Origin of the sequence: Epilithonimonas zeae, from assembly GCF_023278365.1 — a bacterium.
Classification (GTDB): domain Bacteria; phylum Bacteroidota; class Bacteroidia; order Flavobacteriales; family Weeksellaceae; genus Epilithonimonas; species Epilithonimonas zeae_A.
The window spans coordinates 2,528,918-2,553,080 of the sequence record NZ_CP075338.1 but is presented as its reverse complement, the minus strand read 5'-3'; the positions used below and the strand labels follow the sequence as shown (position 1 = coordinate 2,553,080).

General features: G+C 35.5%; 25 protein-coding genes. 9 read left to right on the top strand and 16 right to left on the bottom strand.

The features are described 5' to 3' along the window. Positions 1-20: 20 nt before the first annotated feature. The 5 genes from KI430_RS11475 to ileS all read right to left on the bottom strand — a co-directional run bounded on the left by KI430_RS11475 (position 21) and on the right by ileS (position 5,225). The gene (locus tag KI430_RS11475; RefSeq protein WP_248874911.1) at positions 21-665 is read right to left on the bottom strand and encodes a lipoprotein signal peptidase; all 645 of its coding nucleotides are present in this window, start codon (positions 663-665) and stop codon (positions 21-23) included. Continuing rightward, positions 665-856: a DUF2683 family protein gene (locus tag KI430_RS11470; protein ID WP_248874909.1), complete on the bottom strand. Its 192-nt coding sequence runs from the start codon at positions 854-856 to the stop codon at positions 665-667. The genes KI430_RS11475 and KI430_RS11470 overlap by 1 nt, the downstream gene beginning before the upstream one ends. 63 nt (positions 857-919) lie before the next feature. Continuing rightward, positions 920-1,162 carry a DUF6576 domain-containing protein gene (locus KI430_RS11465; protein ID WP_248874907.1) on the bottom strand — a complete coding sequence of 81 codons (243 nt, stop codon included), beginning with the start codon at positions 1,160-1,162 and terminating at the stop codon, positions 920-922. 77 nt (positions 1,163-1,239) lie between these two features. Then, on the bottom strand, positions 1,240-1,620 hold the full coding sequence (locus tag KI430_RS11460; RefSeq protein WP_074236510.1) for a TraR/DksA family transcriptional regulator: 381 nt from the start codon (positions 1,618-1,620) through the stop codon (positions 1,240-1,242). 149 nt (positions 1,621-1,769) lie between these two features. Then, positions 1,770-5,225: an isoleucine--tRNA ligase gene (gene ileS, locus KI430_RS11455; protein WP_248874905.1), complete on the bottom strand. Its 3,456-nt coding sequence runs from the start codon at positions 5,223-5,225 to the stop codon at positions 1,770-1,772. A gap of 309 nt (positions 5,226-5,534) precedes the next feature. Between ileS and KI430_RS11450 the strand changes: the two genes are divergently transcribed. Then, complete coding sequence (locus KI430_RS11450; protein ID WP_248874903.1) at positions 5,535-6,830, top strand: phenylacetate--CoA ligase family protein; 1,296 nt, start codon at positions 5,535-5,537, stop codon at positions 6,828-6,830. Positions 6,831-6,852: 22 nt separating this feature from the next. Further along, entirely contained in the window at positions 6,853-7,458 is a 606-nt protein-coding gene (locus tag KI430_RS11445) for a hypothetical protein (RefSeq protein ID WP_248874900.1), read from the top strand. A gap of 29 nt (positions 7,459-7,487) precedes the next feature. On the opposite strand, the gene KI430_RS11440 is transcribed toward KI430_RS11445, so the two are convergent. Further along, positions 7,488-8,735 carry an NAD(P)/FAD-dependent oxidoreductase gene (locus KI430_RS11440; protein ID WP_248874898.1) on the bottom strand — a complete coding sequence of 416 codons (1,248 nt, stop codon included), beginning with the start codon at positions 8,733-8,735 and terminating at the stop codon, positions 7,488-7,490. Between the two features lie 85 nt (positions 8,736-8,820). On the opposite strand from KI430_RS11440, the gene hutH reads away from it, so the two are divergent. The 7 genes from hutH (at position 8,821) to KI430_RS11405 (ending at position 16,940) form a co-directional block, all read left to right on the top strand. Further along, complete coding sequence (gene hutH, locus KI430_RS11435) at positions 8,821-10,356, top strand: histidine ammonia-lyase (protein WP_248874896.1); 1,536 nt, start codon at positions 8,821-8,823, stop codon at positions 10,354-10,356. 21 nt (positions 10,357-10,377) lie between these two features. Beyond that, on the top strand, positions 10,378-11,109 hold the full coding sequence (gene fabG / locus KI430_RS11430) for a 3-oxoacyl-ACP reductase FabG (protein ID WP_248874894.1): 732 nt from the start codon (positions 10,378-10,380) through the stop codon (positions 11,107-11,109). Positions 11,110-11,196: 87 nt separating this feature from the next. After that, entirely contained in the window at positions 11,197-12,417 is a 1,221-nt protein-coding gene (locus KI430_RS11425; protein ID WP_248874892.1) for a beta-ketoacyl-[acyl-carrier-protein] synthase family protein, read from the top strand. 7 nt (positions 12,418-12,424) lie between these two features. Beyond that, on the top strand, positions 12,425-12,679 hold the full coding sequence (locus tag KI430_RS11420) for an acyl carrier protein (RefSeq protein WP_116034323.1): 255 nt from the start codon (positions 12,425-12,427) through the stop codon (positions 12,677-12,679). 54 nt (positions 12,680-12,733) lie between these two features. Further along, positions 12,734-13,618, top strand: coding sequence for a lipid A biosynthesis acyltransferase (locus tag KI430_RS11415; RefSeq protein ID WP_248874890.1), 885 nt, complete (start codon positions 12,734-12,736; stop codon positions 13,616-13,618). Between the two features lie 140 nt (positions 13,619-13,758). Next, positions 13,759-15,282 carry a phytoene desaturase family protein gene (locus KI430_RS11410; protein WP_248874888.1) on the top strand — a complete coding sequence of 508 codons (1,524 nt, stop codon included), beginning with the start codon at positions 13,759-13,761 and terminating at the stop codon, positions 15,280-15,282. Next, on the top strand, positions 15,282-16,940 hold the full coding sequence (locus tag KI430_RS11405) for a C45 family autoproteolytic acyltransferase/hydolase (protein WP_248874886.1): 1,659 nt from the start codon (positions 15,282-15,284) through the stop codon (positions 16,938-16,940). Before KI430_RS11410 ends, KI430_RS11405 begins: the two co-directional genes overlap by 1 nt. Here the strand turns inward: KI430_RS11405 and KI430_RS11400 are convergent. The 10 genes from KI430_RS11400 to KI430_RS11355 form a co-directional block, all read right to left on the bottom strand. Then, a complete protein-coding gene (locus KI430_RS11400; RefSeq protein ID WP_248874884.1) occupies positions 16,937-18,109 on the bottom strand; it encodes a DUF2062 domain-containing protein in 1,173 nt (390 codons plus the stop codon). The two genes, KI430_RS11405 and KI430_RS11400, sit on opposite strands and share 4 nt — an antisense overlap. A 4-nt stretch (positions 18,110-18,113) precedes the next feature. Beyond that, positions 18,114-18,596, bottom strand: coding sequence for a hypothetical protein (locus KI430_RS11395; RefSeq protein WP_248874882.1), 483 nt, complete (start codon positions 18,594-18,596; stop codon positions 18,114-18,116). A 2-nt stretch (positions 18,597-18,598) separates the two neighbouring features. Then, positions 18,599-18,970 (bottom strand): 3-hydroxyacyl-ACP dehydratase, encoded by a 372-nt coding sequence (locus KI430_RS11390; protein WP_248874880.1) that lies wholly within the window; start codon positions 18,968-18,970, stop codon positions 18,599-18,601. Positions 18,971-18,972: 2 nt separating this feature from the next. Then, positions 18,973-19,608 (bottom strand): hypothetical protein, encoded by a 636-nt coding sequence (locus KI430_RS11385; protein WP_248874878.1) that lies wholly within the window; start codon positions 19,606-19,608, stop codon positions 18,973-18,975. Continuing rightward, positions 19,574-20,200 (bottom strand): LolA family protein, encoded by a 627-nt coding sequence (locus KI430_RS11380; protein WP_248874876.1) that lies wholly within the window; start codon positions 20,198-20,200, stop codon positions 19,574-19,576. Before KI430_RS11380 ends, KI430_RS11385 begins: the two co-directional genes overlap by 35 nt. 15 nt (positions 20,201-20,215) lie before the next feature. Then, positions 20,216-20,947, bottom strand: coding sequence for a polysaccharide deacetylase family protein (locus KI430_RS11375; protein WP_248874874.1), 732 nt, complete (start codon positions 20,945-20,947; stop codon positions 20,216-20,218). An 11-nt stretch (positions 20,948-20,958) separates the two neighbouring features. After that, positions 20,959-22,047, bottom strand: a complete 1,089-nt coding sequence (locus KI430_RS11370; protein WP_317231429.1) for a beta-ketoacyl synthase N-terminal-like domain-containing protein — start codon at positions 22,045-22,047, stop codon at positions 20,959-20,961. After that, positions 22,017-23,216, bottom strand: coding sequence for a beta-ketoacyl-[acyl-carrier-protein] synthase family protein (locus KI430_RS11365; protein ID WP_248874872.1), 1,200 nt, complete (start codon positions 23,214-23,216; stop codon positions 22,017-22,019). The genes KI430_RS11370 and KI430_RS11365 overlap by 31 nt, the downstream gene beginning before the upstream one ends. Before the next feature lie 80 nt (positions 23,217-23,296). After that, on the bottom strand, positions 23,297-23,554 hold the full coding sequence (locus KI430_RS11360; protein WP_074236227.1) for a phosphopantetheine-binding protein: 258 nt from the start codon (positions 23,552-23,554) through the stop codon (positions 23,297-23,299). A 61-nt stretch (positions 23,555-23,615) separates the two neighbouring features. Further along, positions 23,616-24,155, bottom strand: a complete 540-nt coding sequence (locus tag KI430_RS11355; RefSeq protein ID WP_248874870.1) for a 3-oxoacyl-ACP synthase — start codon at positions 24,153-24,155, stop codon at positions 23,616-23,618. Positions 24,156-24,163 lie beyond the last annotated feature (8 nt).

Below are 24,163 nucleotides of genomic sequence, written 5' to 3'. Positions count from 1 at the left end.
TGTTTTAATTTTAGAATTCTTTAAAAATCCAATCCGTTCGGGAATGCTTTTTTTCTAAAGATATAAAGAAATAATGCACCAAGCGTAATAGAACTATCCGCAACGTTGAAAATATATTTGAAGAATTCAATTCTGTTGCCTCCAAAAACAGGAACCCATTCTGGCCAAGTTGTATCAACCAAAGGGAAATGCAGCATATCTACAACACAACCTTTCATCAAATCCGAATAACCGTGACCGAATTGTGTCAGTTTAGAAATTCCGCCATAATCAATCCATCTTCCGGATTCTGCATCATAAAAAGTTCCGCTGTCGAAAATTACACCGTAGAAAACGCCATCAAAAACATTACCTATTGCACCGGCAAATATCATTGCCATTGGAATAATCAAATAATTGGAAGCGCCTTCTCTCAGCCATTTTTTAAATAGAACAACCATTCCAATAGCTAAAACGATTCTTAAAAGAATCAGAGCATATTTTCCCCACAATCCACCGAAATGCAGTCCGTAAGCCATTCCAGGATTCTCCACAAAAGTCATCTTGAACCAGTTGAGTCCGAGAACATTCACGCTTTCTCCAAGATAGAAATGAGTTTTAACGTAGATTTTAGAAAATTGATCAATGAAAAGTATCAATAGAGTAATGGCAACAATCTTCTTCATTACAATCCTTTTGGTTTTTGGTTTCGGGTAATTTTTTTTTCTTTTCTTTCGCTGATTTTTTGGATGGTTTTCTGATTATGAAAATTATTTTTCGTGTGAAATTTTTCAAACTCAATTCCCATATCTTTCAAAACACTTTTCAGTGCTGTCAGCTCCATAGAATTTTTTGGATGTACAATGATTGATTCCATTTCTGAATGTTTTTAAATTAATTTTTCTTCAAGAAAAATTTTTGCAAATGTAATTCAAATTACTTATTTCTTAGACAATTCGTCCAGCCTTTTGCGTTCTTTTTCAGACAAATCTGCCAAGCCATTTTTTCCCATTTTGCCAAGGAGTTTATCGATTTTGTCTTCCCGATCTTTTCTTTTGGCGTTGTATTCATCATCAATCGTGTAATATTTCTCTTCAGCTTTGAAGATATTTTTGACGGATTTGTTTTTCATCAATACAAATCCAATCGCCACAAACAAAAGTAAAATAATTAAATAAGTCATTTTGTTATAAGAAAAAAGTCCCAATTTCCAATCTTTAGAATTAGAAATTCGGACTTAATATTTTGATAATTAGCTATTTATCTTTGCATGTTCTTAGCTTCGATACTCAAAGTAGCATGAGGGACTGCTTTTAATCTTTCTTTAGGGATCAGCTTTCCAGTTACTCTGCAAACACCATACGTTTTGTTCTCTATTCGGATCAAAGCGTGTTTCAAGTCGCGAACAAATTTTTCCTGTCTGGATGCCAAGATAGCATTTTGTTCTTTGCTCAGCGTTTCTGCACCTTCTTCAAACGCTTTGAAGGTTGGTGAAGTGTCATCTGTACCGTTATTTTGATTATTGATAAAACTTTCTTTAATAAGGCCAAGGTCATTCTCAGCTTTTGAAATTTTATCTTGGATCAGTTTTTTAAATTCCTGAAGTTCAGCATCACTATATCGTAATTTTTCGTCTGCCATTTCCATCGTTATTAATTGTTCAAATTTTTATTTTTTTTGGCTTTCCTTAGCAGCCACGCATTTTTAAATCAGCAAGAATAAAGATAAAATTTGAATTAATTCTGGTAATACTTTCAATTAATAAATTCTTAACAGAAAATAAATATTGATTATTTTTTTTCAATTTTTACTTTGAATTGTTCTTCATCTATCTCTATTTCATCATAATTTGAAAGTGAATTTACAAATTCTATTTTATCCGACAATACTTCTGCAGAAATATATGCATCATTGTTAATAAATTCTTCTTTGTAAGGGCAAGATTCTTCCAACTGGATTGATATTCTGTCCGTTAATTCAAAATCTTTGTCTTTTCTAAGGTTTTGAACCCTGTTGATGAACTCTCTTGCGACTCCTTCAGCCTTCAATTCATCCGTCAATACCAAATCTAATGCCACAGTTGTTTTTCCTTCACTTGCAACCGTCCAACCTGGGATGTCTTTCGTAGAAATCTCAACATCTTCTATCGTAATTTCGTAGCCTGCAACCTCTACTTTTCCTGATTTTTCAAGTTCAGCAATTTGCTCAGAACTGAAGTTTGAAATCTCACCAGCAACCGTTTTCATATCTTTTCCTAATCTCGCGCCAAGCGTTTTGAAATTTGGTTTGATCTGTTTTACAATGAGATGCGACGCTTCTTCTGCATTAATCAGTTGTAATTCCTTAACATTCACTTCTTGCTTGATGAGTTCTGAAACTGCCAAAATTTGCTCTTCTGTCTTTTTGTCCAAAACAGGAATCATCACTTTTTGAAGTGGCTGACGAACTTTTACATTTTCTTTTTTTCTCAATGAAAAAACCATCGAAGTAATTTGCTGAGCCAAATGTGTCTTCTCCACCAAATCCTGGTCAATCAAACTTTCATCTGCAACAGGGAAATCCGTCAAGTGAACAGAATTTACCAAATCTTTGCCTGTCACTTTGTTCAAATCCTGGAACAATTGGTCCATAAAGAATGGTGCAATTGGTGCAGACAATTTAGCAACAGTTTCAAGACAAGTATATAAAGTCTGATAAGCGGAAATTTTGTCATCAGAATAATCACCTTTCCAGAAACGTCTTCTGCATAGTCTCACGTACCAATTGGACAAGTTATCATTAACAAACGTATTGATTGCTCTTGCAGCTTTGGTCGGTTCGTAATCTTCGTAGAAAGATTTTACTTCTTTGATTAATAAGTTTAATTCTGATAAAATCCAACGATCAATTTCTGGACGGTTTTCTACGTTACTTTCAAGATACTTGAATCCGTCAACATTCGCATACAACGCAAAGAAAGAATACGTGTTATAAAGCGTTCCGAAGAATTTTCTACGAACTTCATCAATTCCTTCAATATCAAATTTTAGGTTTTCCCAAGGATTCGCATTGGAAATCATATACCAACGCGTCGCATCTGGTCCGTAAACTGAAAGCGTTTCAAATGGGTCAACAGCATTTCCAAGACGTTTGGACATTTTCTGTCCGTTCTTGTCCAGAACCAAACCGTTAGATACCACATTTTTATAAGCGACTGAGTCGAAAACCGTAGTTGCGATGGCGTGCAAAGTATAGAACCAGCCACGCGTCTGGTCAACTCCTTCCGCAATAAAATCTGCAGGAAATGCTTTGTTATTGTCAACTTGTTCTTTGTTTTCGAAAGGATAATGCAATTGCGCATAAGGCATCGAACCCGAATCGAACCATACATCAATCAAATCACTTTCACGCTTCATCGGTTTTCCGGAAGCTGAAACCAAAATGATTTCGTCAACGATATTTTTATGAAGGTCTACTTTTGCATAGTTTTCTTCCGACATATCGCCAATCACAAAACCTTTGAAAGGATTTTCTTTTTGGAAACCGGCTTTGATGGATTTTTCGATTTCGTTGTATAATTCCTCAACAGAACCGATTAAAACCTCTTCTTTTTTATCATCTGTTCTCCAAATCGGCAACGGAATTCCCCAATATCTTGAACGGGAAAGATTCCAGTCGTTGGCATTTTTCAGCCAGTTTCCGAAACGGCCTTCACCAGTAGATTTTGGTTTCCAGTTGATGGTTTCATTCAAATCGAACATTCTGTCTTTTACATCCGTTACCTTGATGAACCAGGAATCCAATGGGTAGTACAACAATGGCTCATCGGTTCTCCAACTGTGCGGATAACTGTGAACATATTTTTCAACCTTGAAAGCTTTGTTTTCTTTTCTAAGTTTAAGTGCAATTCTCTCATCTACGGACAGATAGACTTTTAAATCCGAGATGATCGATTTTAATTTCTCTTTCTGAATGTTAAATTCAGCAGTTTTTTCGTCATCATTAAGATATTCCGACTTCACATATTCATTTGCAAAGCCATAGATTTCATCATTAACAATAGATAGGAATCGACCTTGCAGATCCACCAAAGGAACCGGGTTGCCGTTCTCATCCAAAACCAACATTGGCGGAACTTCCGGCGAAGCTTCTTTTGCTACCTTAGCATCATCCGCACCAAAAGTCGGAGCTGTGTGAACAATTCCCGTTCCGTCTTCCGTTGTTACGAAATCTCCAGAAATTACTCGAAAAGCGTTTTCAGGATTTTGGTAAGGTTTTGCGTAATCTAAAAGTTGCTCATATTTAATTCCAACCAGATCAGCACCTTTGAATTCAGTTAAAATCTGATAAGGAATTGTTTTGCTTTCTGAAGTGTAGTTTGCAAAATCTTCATCGGTTCCTTCAACATATTTCTTTCCAAATTGTTTTCCGGTTAAGGCTTTCGCTAAAACAATATTAATCGGCTCAAATGTATATTGATTAAAAGTCTTAACCAAAACATAATCGATTTTTGGTCCGACAGTTAAAGCGGTGTTTGAAGGCAAAGTCCAAGGCGTTGTTGTCCAAGCCAGGAAATGAACGTCACCAAAACCTTGTAAAAATGAAGGCAGAGTTTCCGGCAAAGTTTTGAACTGAGCGACAACAGTCGTGTCCGTCACATCACGGTAAGCGCCAGGCTGATTAACTTCGTGAGAAGATAATCCAGTTCCAGCTTTCGGAGAATACGGCTGGATTGTGTAACCTTTGTAGATGAGACCTTTGTCATACATCTGCTTCAAAAGCCACCAAACGGTTTCCATATATTTTGGTTTATAAGTTACATATGGATTTTCCATATCGACCCAATAACCAATTTTTTCGGTCATATCGTTCCAGACATCTGTGTAACGCATCACAGCGTTTTTACAAGCTTCATTGTATTCTTCAATCGAGATTTTTTTTCCGATATCCTCTTTAGTAATTCCCAATTCTTTTTCAACGCCCAATTCTACAGGAAGTCCGTGCGTGTCCCAGCCAGCTTTACGAAAAACCTGTTTCCCGTTTTGCGTTTGGTAACGGCAAAAAATATCCTTAATCGCTCTTGCCATAACATGGTGAATTCCCGGCATTCCGTTGGCAGAAGGCGGTCCTTCGTAAAAAACAAACTCCGGTTGTCCTTCACGAAGTTCTACGGATTTTTTGAAAGTGTCGTTATTTTTCCAGAATTCTGCAATGTTTTTAGCAGTTTCGGTAAGGCTAAGATTTTTATATTCGGTAAACTTGCTCATTTTTAATGTGTCAAATCTGTTTCTTGTGGATTAAGTTTGCGAATTTAGTGATTTTTGTCGATTTTTAGCACATCTTTTGAGTGGTTTTTGAATGTTAAAAACTTCAAATTCAGAACCATAAAATTTATAAATTTGTGCAAAAGAGTAAAACCACAAAAGTCATAAAAGAATTCAGTGTGTCAGATTTAATATCTCGCAGATTTTAAAGATTTAGCAGATGAAAATAATCTGCATAATTTGCGAAATCAGCGAGAAAAATGACACTTAACTTTTTTATGTTTAATAACTTTTAAATTAAAATAATCATCCTTGGAACTATACCCAATTATTGAAAAATCAGATTCAGATTCAATCAAAAGCTTTCAGGAAGGCAAATTGAGAGAACTTTTGGTTTATCTGGAAAATCATTCGCCCTATTATCAGAAACTTTTTAAAGAGAACAATATTGATATCAGTCGTATTAACTTTTTAGAAGATTTACAAAAAATCCCTACGACTTCTAAAAATGATATTCAACAAAATAATGATGATTTTTTCTGTGTTCCGCAAAGCGAGATTGTTGATTATAGTACGACCTCGGGAACTTTGGGTGATCCTGTAACTTTCGGACTTTCGGATAAAGATTTGGAGAGATTAGCTTATAATGAAGCAATTTCCTTTGCTTGTGCAGGAATTCAAAAAGGTGATGTTGTGCAAATGATTACGACCATTGATAAAAGATTTATGGCCGGTTTGGCTTATTTTCTAGGACTCAGAAAAATGGGCGCAAGTGTCGTGAGAATGGGACCCGGAATTCCGGAATTGCAATGGGATTCGATTTTCAGATACAAGCCAAAATATTTGATAACCGTTCCATCTTTTCTTTTGAAAATGATAGATTATGCTGAAAAACACGGATTAGATTACAAAAATTCCAGTGTTTATGGTGCGATTTGTATTGGAGAAGGACTTAAAAATCAAGATTTCACAGATAATATTTTGTCTCGAAAAATAAAGGAAAGATGGAACATTCAACTATTTTCAACTTATGCTTCTACGGAAATGAGTACGGCTTTCACGGAATGTGAATTCCAAGTTGGCGGACATCATCATCCTGAATTGATTATTACAGAAATCCTCGATGAAGACGAAAATCCTGTAAAAGAAGGAGAAAGCGGTGAATTAACGATTACAACTTTGGGGGTTGAAGCGCTTCCATTATTGAGATTTAAAACCGGAGATCTGGTAAAAGCGCATTACGAACCTTGTAAATGCGGACGAAATACAATGCGATTAAGTCCTGTTATCGGAAGAAAACAACAAATGATAAAATACAAAGGAACGACGCTTTATCCGCCGGCGATGAATGATATTTTGAATGATTTTAGTAATATTCTGTGTTATCAAATCGTTATTCAGTCGGATGAAATTGGTTTGGACGAAATCATTATCAAACTAAGTACGGACAGTGAGGACGAGAGTTTTGTAAATGAAGTCAGAGATCATTTCCGCGCAAAACTGAGAGTAAGTCCAAAAATCGAAGTTGTGGATTTTGAAGTGTTATCGAAAAATGTTTTTAATCCAAACAGCCGAAAACCGATTAATTTTATAGATTTACGACCATAAAAATTATACTTAATAAAAAACTATGAAAAAACTCTTATTAATTCTATTCGTAGCAGTTACAACAACTGTATTTTCGCAAAAGCTAAAAATTGAATCGGGAAATTTTGACTTTCTAAAGGATCAAACGCAAGTAGATGTTGAACTTAAGTTTGATAATGTTTTGATTCTGAAAGAAAAACTAACAGAGGCTCAATATCTTGAGAAGAGAAAGCAGGACTTGCTGGCGAATCCGAAAAGAGGCAATGATGGCTGGAAGAAGTGGAGTGGCGAATGGGAAAGATATAAATCAGTTTATCTGGATGATTTTTTAAAAGCTTTAAAGGGTTCTAAAAAAGTTGAGTTTAAAAAAGACATTGAAGCGAAATATACACTTGTCGTAGATGCAAAGTGGATATCTCCGGGATGGCACGGCGGATTTGTGATGCAGCCGGCTATTTTGTCTGCTGATATCAAGTTTGTTGAAACTGCTAATCCAACAGTTGCTTTGCTTTACATAAGTGCTGATGAAGTGGTTGGGAAATTACCTGCAGGAATGAGTGGTGATGTTATGGAGTATGACAGGATTTCGGCAGCCTATGAAAAATTAGGAAGATTACTTTTGAGAGAAATTAATAAAGGAACTAAATAAAACAAAAGACCGCCAATCGCGGTCTTTTTCTATTGCTGTTCGAGCTTTTCTACTTTGATGTAATTCGCAAGATTAATCACTGCAGAATCGTGTAATCTCACAAATGGATTCTTTTTGTTCCAGACATAACCTGCGAGAACTGCACAGATTTTCCTTTTCACATCAGGATTTTCGGGTTGATGAAAAAATAATTCCTGAAGATTTCCTGTGTACCATTCCTTCACGTAGGTTGTGAAAACATTCACGCCGTATAGAATATAATCCGAATATTCTTTTTGCCAGTCAATCGTTTCGCCGTTTAGTTGTCTTAAAGCTAATTTTGCAGCCAGCATTCCGGATTCTGTTGCGAAAGCCATTCCGGATGAGAAAACCGGATCCAGGAATTCTGAAGCATTTCCAGTTAAAGCAAATCCGTCTCCGAATAAACTTTTTACCGAACAAGAATAATCTTTCAAATGTCTCGGCTCAAATAGAAATTCTACATCACCAAAGCGCTTCACATAATAGTCAGAAAGAGAAATTGCTTTTCTTAATGCAGCTGCTATGTCTCCGTTTTCGATTAAATTTTCAATGTATTCGGTTGGTCCAACAATTCCCAAACTTGTATTGCCATTGGAAAAAGGAATGACCCAAAGCCAGACTTCAGTTTCAATAATGTCAAAAGAAATCAAAGTGCCTTCAACACCTTCTTCTCTATTAATATCGTTAACGTGAGAAAAAATCGCTGAGTGTGGAGACAGCTTTGAAGGTTTTTCTAAATCTAAAAGTCTCGGTAAAACCCGTCCATAACCACTGGAATCAATAACAAATTTAGCGTGGATTTCCTTGGTTTCGCCGTCTTTATTCTTGACTGTTGTAATAGAATCAGTTCCGTTAAACTCAATCCCAACAACTTCGGTTTCGAATTCAAGATCGATTCCTTTTTTAATAACTTCCTGAGCTAAGGTATTGTCAAAATCGGCTCTCGGAACCTGCCAGGTCCAGTCCCAGCCTTCTCCAAACTTGTTGCTGAAATCGAAAATACAAACTTCATCACCTCGCATAAAACGAGCGCCCAATTTCTTCTCAAATCCCATTTTGTCCAATGCCGGAAACAATCCAGCTTCTTCAAAATGATCCATCACGCGGGGAATCAAACTCTCGCCAACAACCAGTCTTGGGAATTTTGTTTTTTCAACAACTTTGACGTTGATGTTATTATTTTTCAGATATGCAGAGGAAACACAACCCGAAGGTCCTGCGCCAATTACGAGAACATCAACAAATTCTTTACTCATTTGTTTAATAAAACTTTTATCTTTGCGCAAAATTAATGACAAATATTTAATTATATTCCAAATTTGTCTTTTATTCCTATAATTAATGAAAATTAGCAACCATTTAAGCATTCGGGATTTCCAAAGGGTGATTATTGAAAATGAAAATGTTGAGTTGGATGATTCACTTTTGCAAAGAGTTAATGCCAGTTTCCAATTTCTAAAAGAGTTTTCAAAGAACAAAGTCATTTATGGTGTCAATACTGGTTTTGGGCCAATGGCACAGTTCAAAATCAACGATAGCGATACACATCAGCTCCAGTATAATTTGATAAGAAGCCATTCTTCGGGTATCGGAAATACTTTGCCAGCGGATGAAGTTAAGGCTTGTATGTTGGCAAGACTGAATGTTTTGTCATTAGGACATTCTGGCGTTCACGATTCCGTTGTGAATTTGCTTAAAGAATTAATTAACAGAGATATTACACCCTTGATTTTCGAGCACGGCGGTGTTGGTGCAAGTGGTGATTTGGTTCAGTTGGCACACTTGGCTTTGGTTCTTATTGGCGAAGGTGAAGTTTTTTATAACAACGAAAGAAGATCAACAAAAGATGTTTTTGCAGAATTAGGATTAGAACCAATAAAAGTCGAGATCCGTGAGGGTTTGGCCTTGATGAACGGAACTTCTGTGATGTCAGGAATCGGGATCGTAAATGCATATAAAGCCAATCAACTAACTGATATCTCTATTAAATTATCTTGCGCAATCAATGAATTGGTTCAGGCTTACGATGACCATTTTTCAGAATCTTTGAATGCAACTAAAAAGCATCTCGGACAACAAAAGGTTGCTGAGAAAATGCGAGATTATTTATCTGATAGTAAGTTAATTAGAAAAAGAGAAGACCACTTATATACGAGCTTTGAGGAGCAGAATAAAGTTTTCAAAGAAAAAGTTCAGGAATATTATTCGTTAAGATGTGTTCCTCAGATCTTGGGACCGGTTCTGGACACGTTGCAATATACAGAAAATGTACTTGAAAACGAGATCAATTCTGCTAATGATAATCCGATTATCAATGTTGATGATCAACACGTTTATCACGGCGGTAATTTCCACGGGGATTATATTTCCTTGGAAATGGACAAGCTGAAAATTGTTGTTACAAAACTGACAATGTTAGCAGAAAGACAATTGAACTATCTTTTGAATTCTAAAATCAATGAAATCTTTCCTCCATTTGTAAATTTGGGGAAATTAGGTTTCAACTTCGGTATGCAAGGTGTTCAGTTCACGGCAACTTCTACAACGGCGGAAAGCCAGATGTTGTCGAATCCAATGTACGTTCATAGTATTCCTAACAATAATGATAATCAGGATGTTGTAAGTATGGGAACCAATGCGGCAGTAATCTGTAGAAAAGTGATAGAAAATGCTTTCGAAGTATTATCAATTGAGTTAATTACCATTGTTCAAGCCATTGAATATCTTGGTTTTCAAGACAGGATTTCATCTTCAACAAAAGAATTGTATGACGAGATTAGAAAAATAATTCCGGCTTTTTCTGATGATATGGTGATGTATCCATATTTGCAAAAAGTAAAAGAATATCTGATGAAAACCGAAGCGTTACATCAATAATCAAATTAATAGAAGAGGATTATGAAATGTGCAATCGTAACTGGAGGTTCCAGAGGAATTGGTAGAGCGATCTGCTTGAAACTTGCAGAAGAAAAGAACTATCATATTTTGATTAATTATACTTCCAATAAGTCTGCTGCAGAGGAAACTTTACAAAGCGTTAAAGAATTGGGTTCTACTGGGGAAATTCTTAAATTTGATGTAGGAAATGCTGAAGAAGTACAATCGGTTCTTGGAAATTGGCAGGAAAAAAATCCGGACTCTGTAGTTGAAGTTATTGTCAATAATGCAGGGATCACAAGAGACGGGTTGTTTATGTGGATGAAACACGAGGATTGGAACAATGTTGTCAACACCAGTTTAAATGGTTTTTTCAATGTGACTAATTTCTTTATTCAGAAATTGTTGCGTAACAAATATGGCAGAATCATCAATATGGTTTCTGTTTCCGGAGTGAAGGGAACAGCAGGGCAAACCAATTATTCGGCAGCAAAAGCAGCGGTAATTGGTGCGACGAAAGCTTTGGCTCAAGAGATTGCTAAGAGGAATATTACAGTTAATGCAGTGGCGCCAGGTTTTATCAAAACCGATATGACCCAGGATTTTGATGAGAATGAATTGAAAGTAATGATTCCGGCAAACCGGTTTGGAGAAGCAGAAGAGGTGGCAGATTTGGTAGCATTCTTAGCATCAAAAAAATCATCTTACATTACCGGCGAAGTGATTAATATTAACGGAGGAATCTATTCTTAAATTTAATGTAGCAATATAACGATGTATAATTTACCAATATTTAAAATTGTTACATTGTTAGGCTGATACATTGTTAAATTTGAAAAAATGGAAAATAGAGTTGTGATTACCGGAATGGGAATTTATTCCTGTATTGGGATTTCTTTGGAAGAGGTAAAGAAGTCACTCTATGAGGGTAAATCCGGAATTGTTCTGGATCAGGATAGAAAAGAGTTTGGATATAGATCGGGTTTGACAGGAAGTGTTCCGAAGCCGGATCTCAAAAGTCTTCTCAACAGGAGACAACGTATCAGTATGGGCGAGGAAAGCGAATATGCTTATCTGGCAACCATCGATGCGTTGAAACAAGCCGGTATCGAACAGGATTTTCTGGATGCTAATGAAGTAGGAATTCTTTATGGTAATGATAGTGTTTCTCAGGCAGTTATCGAGGCAACTGATATTGTAAGAGAGAAAAAAGATACAACTTTGATGGGTTCGGGTGCGATTTTCAAATCAATGAATTCCACCGTCACAATGAACCTTTCCACAATTTTTAAATTAAGGGGAATTAACCTGACCATTAGCGCAGCTTGTGCCAGTGGATCCCATTCTTTAGGGTTAGCTTATCTGTTGATTAAGAATGGAATGCAAGATGTTGTGGTTTGTGGAGGCGCACAGGAAACCAACAAATATTCAATGGCAAGTTTTGACGGATTAGGCGTTTTTTCGGTAAGAGAAGACGAACCTGCAAAAGCCTCAAGGCCATTTGATTCCGGAAGAGATGGACTGATTCCGAGTGGCGGTGCAGCAACTTTGATTGTAGAAAGTCTGGAATCTGCGCAAAGACGAGGCGCAAACATCATTGCAGAAATTGTCGGTTACGGTTTCTCATCCAATGGCGGACATATCTCTACACCTAATGTGGACGGACCGGCTTTGGCAATGGAAAGATCTCTGAATCAAGCTGGATTATCAGCGAAAGATATTGATTATATCAATGCTCACGCAACGTCTACACCTTTAGGCGACGCTAACGAAGCCAAAGCGATTTATGAAATTTTCGGTAATGAAATTCCTGTAAGTTCTACCAAATCTATGACAGGTCATGAATGTTGGATGGCTGGTGCAAGTGAGATTATTTATTCAATTCTAATGATGCAGAATGATTTTATCGCTCCGAATATCAATCTCGAAAATCCGGACGATGACGCAAAAAAGATAAATTTGATCTCAGAAACAAAAAATCAAAAAATTGACGTATTTTTGTCGAATTCTTTTGGTTTTGGAGGAACCAATTCGTCACTAATTGTTAAAAAATTTGTTTAAAAACACTATGGAAAGAGAAAAAATTGTTACGGTTGTTAATGATTTTCTTGTCAATGAGTTTGAGGTCGATCGCGATGATATCGTTAACGATGCCAATTTTAAGGAAACACTGGGCTTAGACAGTCTGGACTATATCGATATGGTTGTGGTGATTGAGTCTAATTTCGGAGTGAAATTAGGCGAAGCCGACTTCAAAAAAGTTGTTACTTTCGATGATTTTTATGATACGATAGAAACCAAAATTTCTGAAAAAGTAGCATAATTAATAAATTCAACGATATACCAATATTTCGGATAAATTGGTAAACATCATTATATGAACAAATGGAAAGGTAAATCCAAAGGAACGATACTCGGTTACAGGATTTTCGTTTGGAGCATCAAGAATCTTGGCGTCCGCAGTTCATATTTTGTACTGTATTTTGTAGCAACTTATTACTTCTTGTTTCTTAAGAAGAGCAACCAATACATTTCTTACTATTTCACAAAAAGATTAGGTTATAGTTTCTGGAAGTCGAAACTGTCTGTTTTCAAAAGTTACTTTGTTTTCGGAAAAGTTTTGATTGATAAAACGGCCATTTCAGTAGGTTTACGAAACCGATTTACTTATGAATTTGACGGAATAGAAAATCTCAAAAACCTTCTCAACGAAAAAAAAGGAGGCGTTTTGATCAGCGCACATATCGGTAATTTTGAGATTGCAGAACACTTTTTTGCAGATATCGATTTTGATGCGCAGATTAATTTAGTTACTACAGATCAGGAAGTTACCATCATAAAAGAATACTTGGATAGCGTTGCAATTAAAAAAAGCAATATCAAATTCATCTATGTCAAAGACGATATGTCGCACATTTTCGACATCAATCAGGCTTTGTCAAACAACGAATTGATTTGTTTCACGGGCGATCGTTATTTCGAAGGTTCCAAATTTCTTGAAGTAGAATTGTTAGGTAAAACCGCCAAATTTCCCGCTGGCCCGTTTCTCATTGCATCCAGACTGGGTGTTCCCGTTGTTTATGTTTATGTGATGAAGGAAAAAAATCTTCATTATCACTTGTACGCAAGAGTGGCTCAGAACATCAAAAACCGCGATTCTCAGGGCTTACTCAATTCATATGTTCAAAATCTGGAAACGATGCTCAAAAAATATCCGCTCCAGTGGTTCAATTACTTTGACTTTTGGGACGATATTGATTAATTTTCAATATTTTTATGGCAGCTTAATCCGCCTTCCGCTCCCAATCTTTTTATTTTTTAGCAAAAAAACAAAAAGGATTTCCGCTCAAGTCGGGCTGCACGCGATTCAACGCTAAAAATTAATAACCAGAAAAAGCTAAATTGGAAAAAGAATACGACATATTGGTTATCGGAAGCGGTTTAGGAGGTCTTGTTTCGGCGCTTATTTTGGCGAAAGAAGGTCTGAAAGTGTGCGTGTTGGAAAAGAACAATCAATACGGAGGTAATCTGCAAACTTTTTCCAGAGACAAGCTTATTTTTGATACAGGTGTTCATTATTTGGGTGGATTGTCAGAAGGTCAAAATCTCAATCAATATTTCACGTACCTCGGAATAATGAGCGGTTTGAATCTGAAAAAACTGGACGAAAATGGCTTTGATAAAATCACTTTCGATAATGATGATTTAGAGTATCCACATTCTCAAGGTTATGACAATTTCGTGGAGCAACTTTCCAAATTTTTCCCTGAGGAAAAAGAAAATATCATCAAGTATTGTGATGGAATTCAGGAAGTTTGCGCTCAGTTTCCACGTTACAGCCTTTACAGAAAAGAAAAGTATAGTGACGAAATTCTTTACACTAATGCTAAAGATTTTATAGATTCTGTCACTTCAAACGAAAAGTTGAGAGCTGTTTTGGCAGGTTCTAATTTTCTATATGCAGGAGTTGGAGAGAAAACGCCTTTGTATGTTCACGCACTCACGGTCAATTCTTACATCGAAAGTGCTTTCAAATGCATCAATGGCGGAAGTCAGATCACAAAATTATTAATCAGAGAACTCAGAAAACACGGTGCTGAAGTTTATAAACATTCTGAAGTTTGCCAATTTATTTATAACGAAAATCATCTGAAAGCTGTTGAAACCAAATGTGGGAAACGATTCTTCGCAAAACAGTTTATTTCTAATATCGATATCCGAAGAACAGTAGAACTTATTGGAGAAGACAAGTTGAAGAAATCTTATCTCAATCGTGTTAATGATTTGGAACCGGTTGTGTCTTGTTTTTCGGTTTATATCAGATTGAAAGATAACTCATTACCTTATTTCAATTGCAACTTTTATAATTATTCTTCCATAGAAAAAGTCTGGAATGCTAGTTCTTCATCAACTGAAAATTGGCCGGAATGGTATATGCTTTCCGCCACACAATCCAAGCATAATCCAGATTTTGCCGAAAGTCTTACTGCTCTTGCTTATATGAATTTTGATGAGGTTAAAGAATGGGAAAAAACACAAAATACCGTTGCTGAAAGCGAAGATAGAGGTAAAGCATACGAAGAATTTAAAAGTGAAAAAGCTAAAATTCTGATTCAGAAAATGGCTGAAAAGCATCCTTATATTTTAGATTCGGTAGAAGAGATTTATACTTCAAGTCCATTATCATATCGTGATTATATCGGCTGTTACGAAGGCGGAATCTACGGTTATGTAAAAGATTCTCACAATCCGTTGAAAACCGTTTTTTCTGCCAAAACAAAAATTCCGAATCTTCTATTGACAGGTCAAACCGTTAATATGCACGGCATTTTGGGCGTAACGATTGGCGCATTTGTAACTTGTTCGGAGATTATTGGGAAAGAAGTTTTAGACGAACGTTTGATGCAAGCTCTAAATAAGAATTGATGAAAAAAGCATTACTATATTTTTTATTAATTCTGAATCTCACTGCCTGTGGAACTTCCAAGTCTGTTCGTCACGTTCCGGATATTAAACAATATTCTCTTGAAATTCCGGAGGTTAACAAAATCAATGATTCAACTTTTAGCTTCAGTCAAAATTATTTAACAAAAAATAAACAACAGCTTTGGGAGCTTTACATCAAAGGAAATCCTTTGCAGTTAGGTTACAATAATGGTGCATTGACACAAGATCTGATGCAGAAACAGGAAGAGATTTTCTTTTCCAAGGTTGAAGGTTTTGTGCCCTCAAAATTCAAACAAAAATTATTGCGAGGTTTTTTAAAATGGTATAATCGGAAAATGTACCTGAATGTCCGTGATGATTATCAGGCTGAATTGTACGGATTATCTCAATATTCATCGGATAAATATGATTTTATTGCGCCCAAATTCTTGAGAAGTATGTATCTGCACGGCGCGCACGATATCGGCCACGCGATGCAGGATTTGATGATGGTTGGATGCTCTTCTCTTGCCGTTTGGAATGAAAACTCAGAAGATGGCGATCTGTTGATTGGACGGAACTTCGATTTCTATGTGGGCGACGAATTTGCTAAAAATAAACTCATCGAATTTGTAGAACCAGAAAACGGAATTCCTTATATGTCAGTTAGCTGGCCCGGAATGATTGGTGTAGTCTCCGGAATGAATAAAGAAGGAATTACAGTGACAATCAATGCAGGAAAATCAAAAATTCCGTTGACGGCAAAAACACCGATTTCTCTTGTGACTAGAGAAATTCTTCAATATGCTAGAAATATTGATGAAGCTATCGCGATTGCAAAAAAGCGGAGAGTTTTTGTTTCTGAATCGATTTTAGTCGGAAGTGCGAATGATAAAAATGCTGTGATTATTGAAGTTTCTCCGGATAATTTTGGTGTTTATAAAGTTGAAAACTCAAATAAAATTTTCTGCACGAATCATTTTCAATCTGAAGCTTATAAAGACGATAAACGAAATCAAAAACATATTGTAGAAAGCCATTCGGAATACCGCTATGAAAAATTGCAAGAGCTTTTGCAGGAAAATCAAAAGCTCAATCCAGAAAAAATGGCCTCAATTTTAAGAGATAAATCGGGTCTTAAAGGAGAGAAAATAGGTTATGGAAATGAGAAAGCGCTTAATCAGCTTTTAGCACATCACGCTGTAATTTTTTCGCCAGAGAAAAAATTGGTTTGGGTTTCTTCAAATCCTTATCAACTGGGAGAATTTGTTTGTTATGATTTGAATGAAATTTTTTCTGATAAACGTTTGCAAAATGGAAAATTTGCCAAGTCAGAACTGAATATCGCAAAAGACCCTTTTATCGATTCTCAGGAATTTGAAAATTATGAGATTTATAAATTGATGCAATCAGAGATTATTTCAGCAATTGAAAAAGATGATGTTTTGTTGAGTGAAGATTTTACTAAAGAATACCAATCTTTGAATCCTGATTTTTGGTTGGGATATTATTTAGCCGGAAAATATTATTTCAAACAAAAAGAATATTCTAAAGCTAAAGTTGAATTTGAAATGGCATTGACAAAGGAAATCACAACAGTTCCAGATAAAGAAAATGTAGAGAAATACTTGAAGAAAACCTTAAAGAAATTAAATTAAGGTTTGTCCGGATTCACTTTATTCAGGAAAAAATAAAATCCCAATCCGAAAATTGTGGCAACAGTAGTCGCAAGAATAAAACTCCCAATCACATATTGCAGCAGATTGTTTTTTACCAATTCGAAATTTAAATCGTGATTCAGAAAATCGCTTTCTCCACTCACAAACGGCGCTCCGATAAACAAAGAAGCTGCAATAATAAACGGAATGAAAGGTGGCAAACTAACATTTGAAAATACAAAAGCCAATACTTTATTCAGTTTAAAAACGACTGCTAAAGAAATGACAATCAACGTCTGAAATCCCCAAAACGGAGATAAACCAATGAAGGTTCCAAGCGCAATGGAAAACGCTTTGATTCGGTTGCTGCCGTCGCTTTCCAGAACATCTTCTTTTATGAATTTTCTAAGACTTTTTTTTTTGAAATTCCTGAAAAAATTTCTCGGAATAATGTAGAAAATGGTAATGAAAACCAAAATAGTATTCAGAATACTGATTCTTGTAAAGTCCCGAAACGGTCGGAAATGCGAGACTCTTTCCGCAGGATCATAAAGTACTTTGACAGGAACATTCTTTACAGGAACATGCTTCCAGGCTGTTCTCACGATGATTTCAATTTCAAACTCAAATTTAGGCGTGAAATATTTTTTCGGAATCTTTTTTAAAGGATAAAGGCGGTAGCCGGATTGTGTATCTTGTAACTTAATTCCTGTCTCAAACCAAAACCAAAAGTTGGAAAAATTGTTGCCGAAACTACTTTTTCTGGGAATTCCGTCTTGTGACATATTTCGGTTTCCAATCAGCAGAACATCTTCTTTTTCAATAAGCAAAGCTTCTACGAAAACAGGAATATCATCCGGATAATGCTGCCCATCAGAATCAATGGTTATCGCATAATGATAACCCAATTCCTGAGCTTTTCTGAAACCGATTTTCAAACCGTTTCCTTTCCCTTTGTTTTCGGGTAAAGAAACGACTGTGATTTGATGATAATTTTTAAGGATTTCCGAAGTAGAATCTGTCGAACCATCATTAATTACAATAATATTTTCGGTGTAATCCAAAACACCTTCGATCACTCTTATTAGAGTTTTTTCGTTATTGTAAGTCGGTATTAAAACGCATATTTTCTTTTCAGAAATTGCATTTTGTACTTCGGAGATGGTCATTGTTTTATTTTAAAGTCGCTTTTTCTGCTGTGGTCATTGTTTTGGATTGGGCAGCAAATTTTTTGATATAGCTTTTCAGTGCAGAATTTTGTTTGCTGTAATTGCTGAGGACGAATTCTTTATCTTCTTTTAGATTCTTATAATAGCCCACAATTTTCGGAACATTTTCCTGAACACTTAGTCTTATTAATCTTAATTCCGTATTGTTCGGATTACTTTTTATTAAGCTTTCCAGAGTGGTTGCTCCAGATTTTACAAGCGCTTTTCTTTTTCCATCGGTCGTCACTTTAGCTTCTAAAACTTTGGCTGCTGCTTTGTAGCCTGAGATTACAGGGTCAGAAGATGTTTTTTTGTCAGCAATTTCTATGAAGTTTTTAGCATTTTCTTTGGATTGATTGGCAACTGCGTAACTGTCTCTCAAAGTTTCCAAATCAGAAGATTGAAACAACATAACAAAAGCTGCAAATAGAGATAACATCAGTTTCATAACTATATTTTTTTATAGGTAACTGATAATTTCAATGCAATAGTTTCGCCAAAAGTAGTGGTGTTTTTAACTTTTATTTCGTCTTCGTTCTCGTTGATGTCTAATTCTAAAACCAAATCCGGCGTTTCAAATGGATTAATGATGGCCATAAACTTAACATTAGAAGCCGATTTTAGGAACAGTTTAGAATTGGTAAATTCTTCCGTTAAATCTTTCACAATCTGCATCATACAAACACCTGGAGTTACCGGATTTCCAGGGAAATGTCCATTGAAAATTTGATGGTCTTTGTTTAACGTAATATTAGCTGTAAAACCTTTTTCAGTTTTTTCGTGAGAGGTAACAGCGTAAAAATCATTAAGAATGCTCTGCATAATTATTCGGTATCCGTGATTTGAAATAGTTTGATGTTGATATTGAAATCTTTGTGTTGCAAATCAATACTATCTGCGAAGATATGTTTTTTCGCATCAAAAGTAAAATCGATTTTTTCCTTATTGTTCTTCGTATAAACCACTTTTTTCAATAGAGAATTATTCTTGTTATAGAACAAATAAAAAGATTGATTGTCAACTTTGGAGAGATAAATTTTAGAATTGTCGTCTTCAAAACTTTCTGTTACAGGATATTCTCTTTTCAATAATCTTTGAAAATTATTTTTAAGGAAATTAATCACCAATTTTTTATCCAGATCAGGAAGAACGTAAATTAGTTTAAAATCTTGATCAGCAATCTCAAAATCAATCAGTTTATTACCAAAATCCGACGTCATTACGACGCGATGTGTTGTTTGGCTGATCTTTTTAATAATTAAAATTCCGCTGACGTGATTATTATAAATATCCATCTGGCATTTATAAACATAATCTTCGTTCGACGAAAAATAGAGATTTTCAACCGTTGTTTCAGAATTTTGAACAGATTTTATGTCTGTCAGCTTGTAGGTTTTGCACGAAACAAACCATAAAAAAATCAGACTATAAAGAAAACTCTGAAGCAGAAATCGGCGCATTGATTTTGGTGTTTTTGAAAACAATGTTGGTTGTGTCACCGGAAGCTTCTGTCATATTCACTTGCGAAACTGTGGATTCATCTTTTGGAAACTGTAGTTCAATTTGTTTGATGTATTTTAATAACTGAGCAGATTTCGGGGTGAATTTGGCAATATTGTAATTCGTATTTTTGAAATAAGTTACAGAAAATTCCGGATCACTGAACATCTGTCCGTTTGAACTTCCAACAATCAGCTTGTTGATTTTTTCAAAGGTTTTGCTCTTGGCATCAACCGAAGTTTTTTTTCCTTGGTCGTTGATGAAGATTTTGTTATCCTTGAAAATAATGCTATATTGATAAGGTTTTGTGTATTTCCAGCTTAAAGTGTTCGGAGATTTCAGAGACATTTTACCGTAAGTCACGATACTTTTGTCCAAAAAATCCATCTTTTTAGTTTGAGTAAAATCACTTTGTAATGTCTTTATATTTCTGGTTTCAGAAGAAATTTTGGAAACGAACGCTTTTGATTCTGCTGCGGACATTGTTGTATTTTGCCCAAAAAAGAAACCTGAAATTAATAAAAATGTGCCTAAAGCTATATTCTTAATCATTATTTGTAGAATTAATCATTGAATCAACCGAAAAGTTGAATAATTTTCACGTTTCAAAAATAGCAATAATTCGACCAAAACGAGGTAGGTTTTCTCAGATGTGTCGTGGAGAAGAATGATACTTCCTGGTTTCAGATTCTTAGTAATTCTGTGATAAATTTTTTTCTCATTATCAATCACAGTATCAAGCGAACGGACATTCCAGCCGATACTTTTTTTCTGAGTTTTGCTGATGGCTTTTGCAATATTCGGATTGGTGACTCCAAATGGTGGTCGGTACAAATTGGTTTTAATATTTCCAATTCTGAAAATTACTTCATCACATTTTTCAATTTCCTCAATCATTTTTGGACTCGATAAAAATCCAGTGTTATTGGAATGGGAATAAGTGTGATTTCCTATTATATGACCTTCCGCAATGATTCTTTGAAATGTTTCCGGAAATTTTTCAATCTGTTTTCCGATGCAGAAAAACGTTGCTTTGATGTTATTTTCTTTTAATATATCTAAAAATTTCGGAGTAAATTCTGTTGGTCCATCGTCAAAAGTCAGTGCAACCTCCTTGATTTTTGTTTTTTTTTGAGTGATAGAATTAATAAAATATTTTAATTGAATATCAAAAGAACCCCAAACAACCGTTGCTGAAAAGAGAATGAAACAGAAAACGTACATCCAAATACTTCCATTGAAAACATAAACGAAGATGTTCCAAAAAAGATAAAGTAGGATGAATGAATAATGTTTCATCTAAGCATTGTTTAAGCTTTCTTCAGCAAAACCAGACTATGGTCGTTCCCACCAAGATGATTATAAAGCAAAATATTTTTCAGTTCTTTCTTCTTCACAGAATTAATCATCATCACTTCCGGAATCTCTTGATTTTTAAGAATATGGCAAGCCATAAATGTTGAAAATCCACTTGCTGTATTGAATTCTCCGCTCAAATGTTTGTAGTATAGTTGTGATGAATTTTGGAATAATTCAGAAGCATTTTTGTAATAACGATCAGATTCAGAATCTCCACTGAAACCTAAAATCACAGTATCAATTTCATCATTTTTCAAATTATTTTTAACTAAAAAATCTCCAATGAATTGTCGGGTTTCTGTTAATTCTAATTTATTACAGATTTTAATATCCGTCAGCTGAGCATAGGAAGTGTCAGTTTTATCCTTTCCTAATACAAAAAAGCTAGCTCCTTCACCCCAAATCACGCCTTCTGATGTCGAATTCAGATAAGCAGCCGGAAGATTGTCTTCTTTTTTAATGGTATTGTTGAGTTTGTACAATTTCATCGTTCGTTCGGTTTGTTCGTCTGTAGAACCAACCAAGACATTTTCTGCTTCGCCATCATTGATTTGAAGCTTCGCATCTAACATCGAAAATTCCAAAGACGAAGACGTATTCACATAAGTGAAATTGTACGCGTGACACTGCAAACCTAAGGCAATCTGCCCAGAAACCGTATTATGAGTAGATTGAATAAAATAGGTCGGCGTCAAAAACTCTTCATTATTTTCAATCACATTTTTCAGAAATTTTTCAGAATCCTGAGAACAGCCCATTCCGGTTCCAACAATGATCGCATCAGGATTTTCAATTCCGGCTTCTTTCAAAGCATATTGTGAAGCCACAGAACTCATTTTTACAGTTTTAGACATTCTTCTACTTGCTGCGGGTGGAATGAATTCTTTGTAATTGGGTTCGATCGCTTTTAAAACCTGAGATGAATTTTCAGGCTTAAGGTTTTGGAAAAAATTTTCGTTTAAAGTGTCCTGAACCGAGATGCAGGCTACACTGTTGATGTAAACTGCGCTCACGATTTTGAAAAAATTAAGGTTGAACAATTTCCTCCAAAGCCAAACGAATTGGAAAGAACGTGGTTAATATTTTTCTCTTTGAGCTCAGTCACAGGCGTTAAATCAAATTCTTCCATTTTATTTTTAAAATTCAGATTCGGAAAAATAAGATTGTTTTGAATGGCCAATAACGAATAAACCGCTTCAATTCCCGCCGCTGCAGCCAAAGTATGACCTGTAAAAGCTTTAGTAGAACTGAATTCCGGAACTTTATTTTCTCCAAAAATTCGGATCATTGCAATACCTTCTGACAAATCATTATTCGGAGTTGCAGTTCCGTGGACGTTGATGTAATCGATGTTTTCTTTATCTAAGCCAGAAATTTTCAATGCTTTTCCCATCGCCAAAAAAGCACCTTGTCCGTTTTCCGAAGAAGCCGTTTGATGATGTGCATCGTTGGCATTTCCGTATCCAGAAAGATAGCCCAGAACTTTTTTGTTTTCTTTTTTCACAATTTCATCAGATTCCAAAACGATGAAAGCTGCTGCTTCACCGAGATTCAGACCTTTTCTATTGTTGTCAAAAGGCGTGTTGTAGGAATCCGTCAGAATCATCAATGTGTTGAAACCATTTAAAGTAAATTTTGAAAGAGAATCTGTTCCGCCAACAATTACGCGATCCAAAATGCCGCTTTTAATCAATTTTGCGCCCATCATAATAGCATTGGCTGCAGATGAACAAGCTGTACTGATGGTCGAAACCATACCTTTCAAACCCAGATAATCCGCAATCAGCAAAGATGAATTTCCGGCATCGTGTGCGTCAATATATTTTTGCTTTTCAGGAAAGTCTTCGTAAGAGTAGAAATATTTTTCGGTAACATCCATTCCTGCAACGCTTGTTGAAGAAATGAATCCAGTTTTATACTCATTAATGTCGGAAATTCCGGCACTTTCTACAGCTTCTTTGGCGGCAATCATTCCTAATAAAGATGTTCTTGTCGCATTATTATCTTCATTTAACTGAAGTTTTTGCACCAATTCTTCATTAGATAATTTGATTTCGCCGGTTTTTATTTTTCCGGAATGGCGCGTTTCAAACAGACTAATGTCTGAAATTCCGTGTTTTCCATTTGTCAGCGACCTCAAATTTTCCTCCACATTGTTTCCAATCGCGGAGATGATGCCCATTCCTGTTATGGCAATTTTTTGACCCATCTTCTACAAAATGTAACATTGTATCGATATAACAGTTTACCAATTGCTAGACTGCTAAATTGATGCATTGGTATATTAAATTATTTTGTACGATTTTCTTCAATGAATTTCGCCATTACTTCAATAGATTGGAAGATTTCTTTCCCTTTTTTCGGGTCAGATAATTTGATTCCGTATTCCTTTTCAAGAAGAACGATTAATTCCAAAGCGTCGATAGAATCCAATCCAAGACCACCCCCGAAAAGCGGATCGTTGTCTTTGATGTCTTCTACAGCAACATCTTCCAGGTTAAGAACATCTACGATTTTGTTTTTTAATTCTAATTTTAAGTCGCTCATAATTTTTTATTTGTCAGTGTATAAATTCTTGTCCGATACACTTTATATTATAGTTTAATTTTTACTTGTTTAGCAAATATACGAAAGCATTATAACTTTCCTGATAGAGCTCTACCCATCCGCACAATACTTTTTCGGCTTTCCCAGACTGCAAAATCTGTTCCGAGTAATTGTTTAAAAATTCTTCATCAAATTCGTCCAACACAAAAAAAGCATTCTCTGTCTGCAGTTTGTGTTTGATGCTGATTTCACCTACACAAATATTCGGTAAAGTATAGACAAAAACCGCGGGACTCGGAAAATAATTTTCCTGAGAATTAATGCTTTCCTGATATTTAAAATCAGTGTCCAAACTTGATGATCTGTTGGCAAAAACCAAAGCTGTTCTGCTGTGGTCTTCGTCTTTCAAAATCATTTCAGAAGCAAGAAAAGCGAGTTTGCTTAAGTTATCCATTTTATGAAATTTAGGATAATTTAATTCTAAATTTTTGTAAGCTTCTTTAGCAAAGTCTGAAAAGTTTTCAGTGGGGGTTTCAAAAATAATGTCGTTGTTAAGAACGATTTTTGAATGTTCTATGGTGCAGATGTCTGTTTTCTTCATCGTCTTCA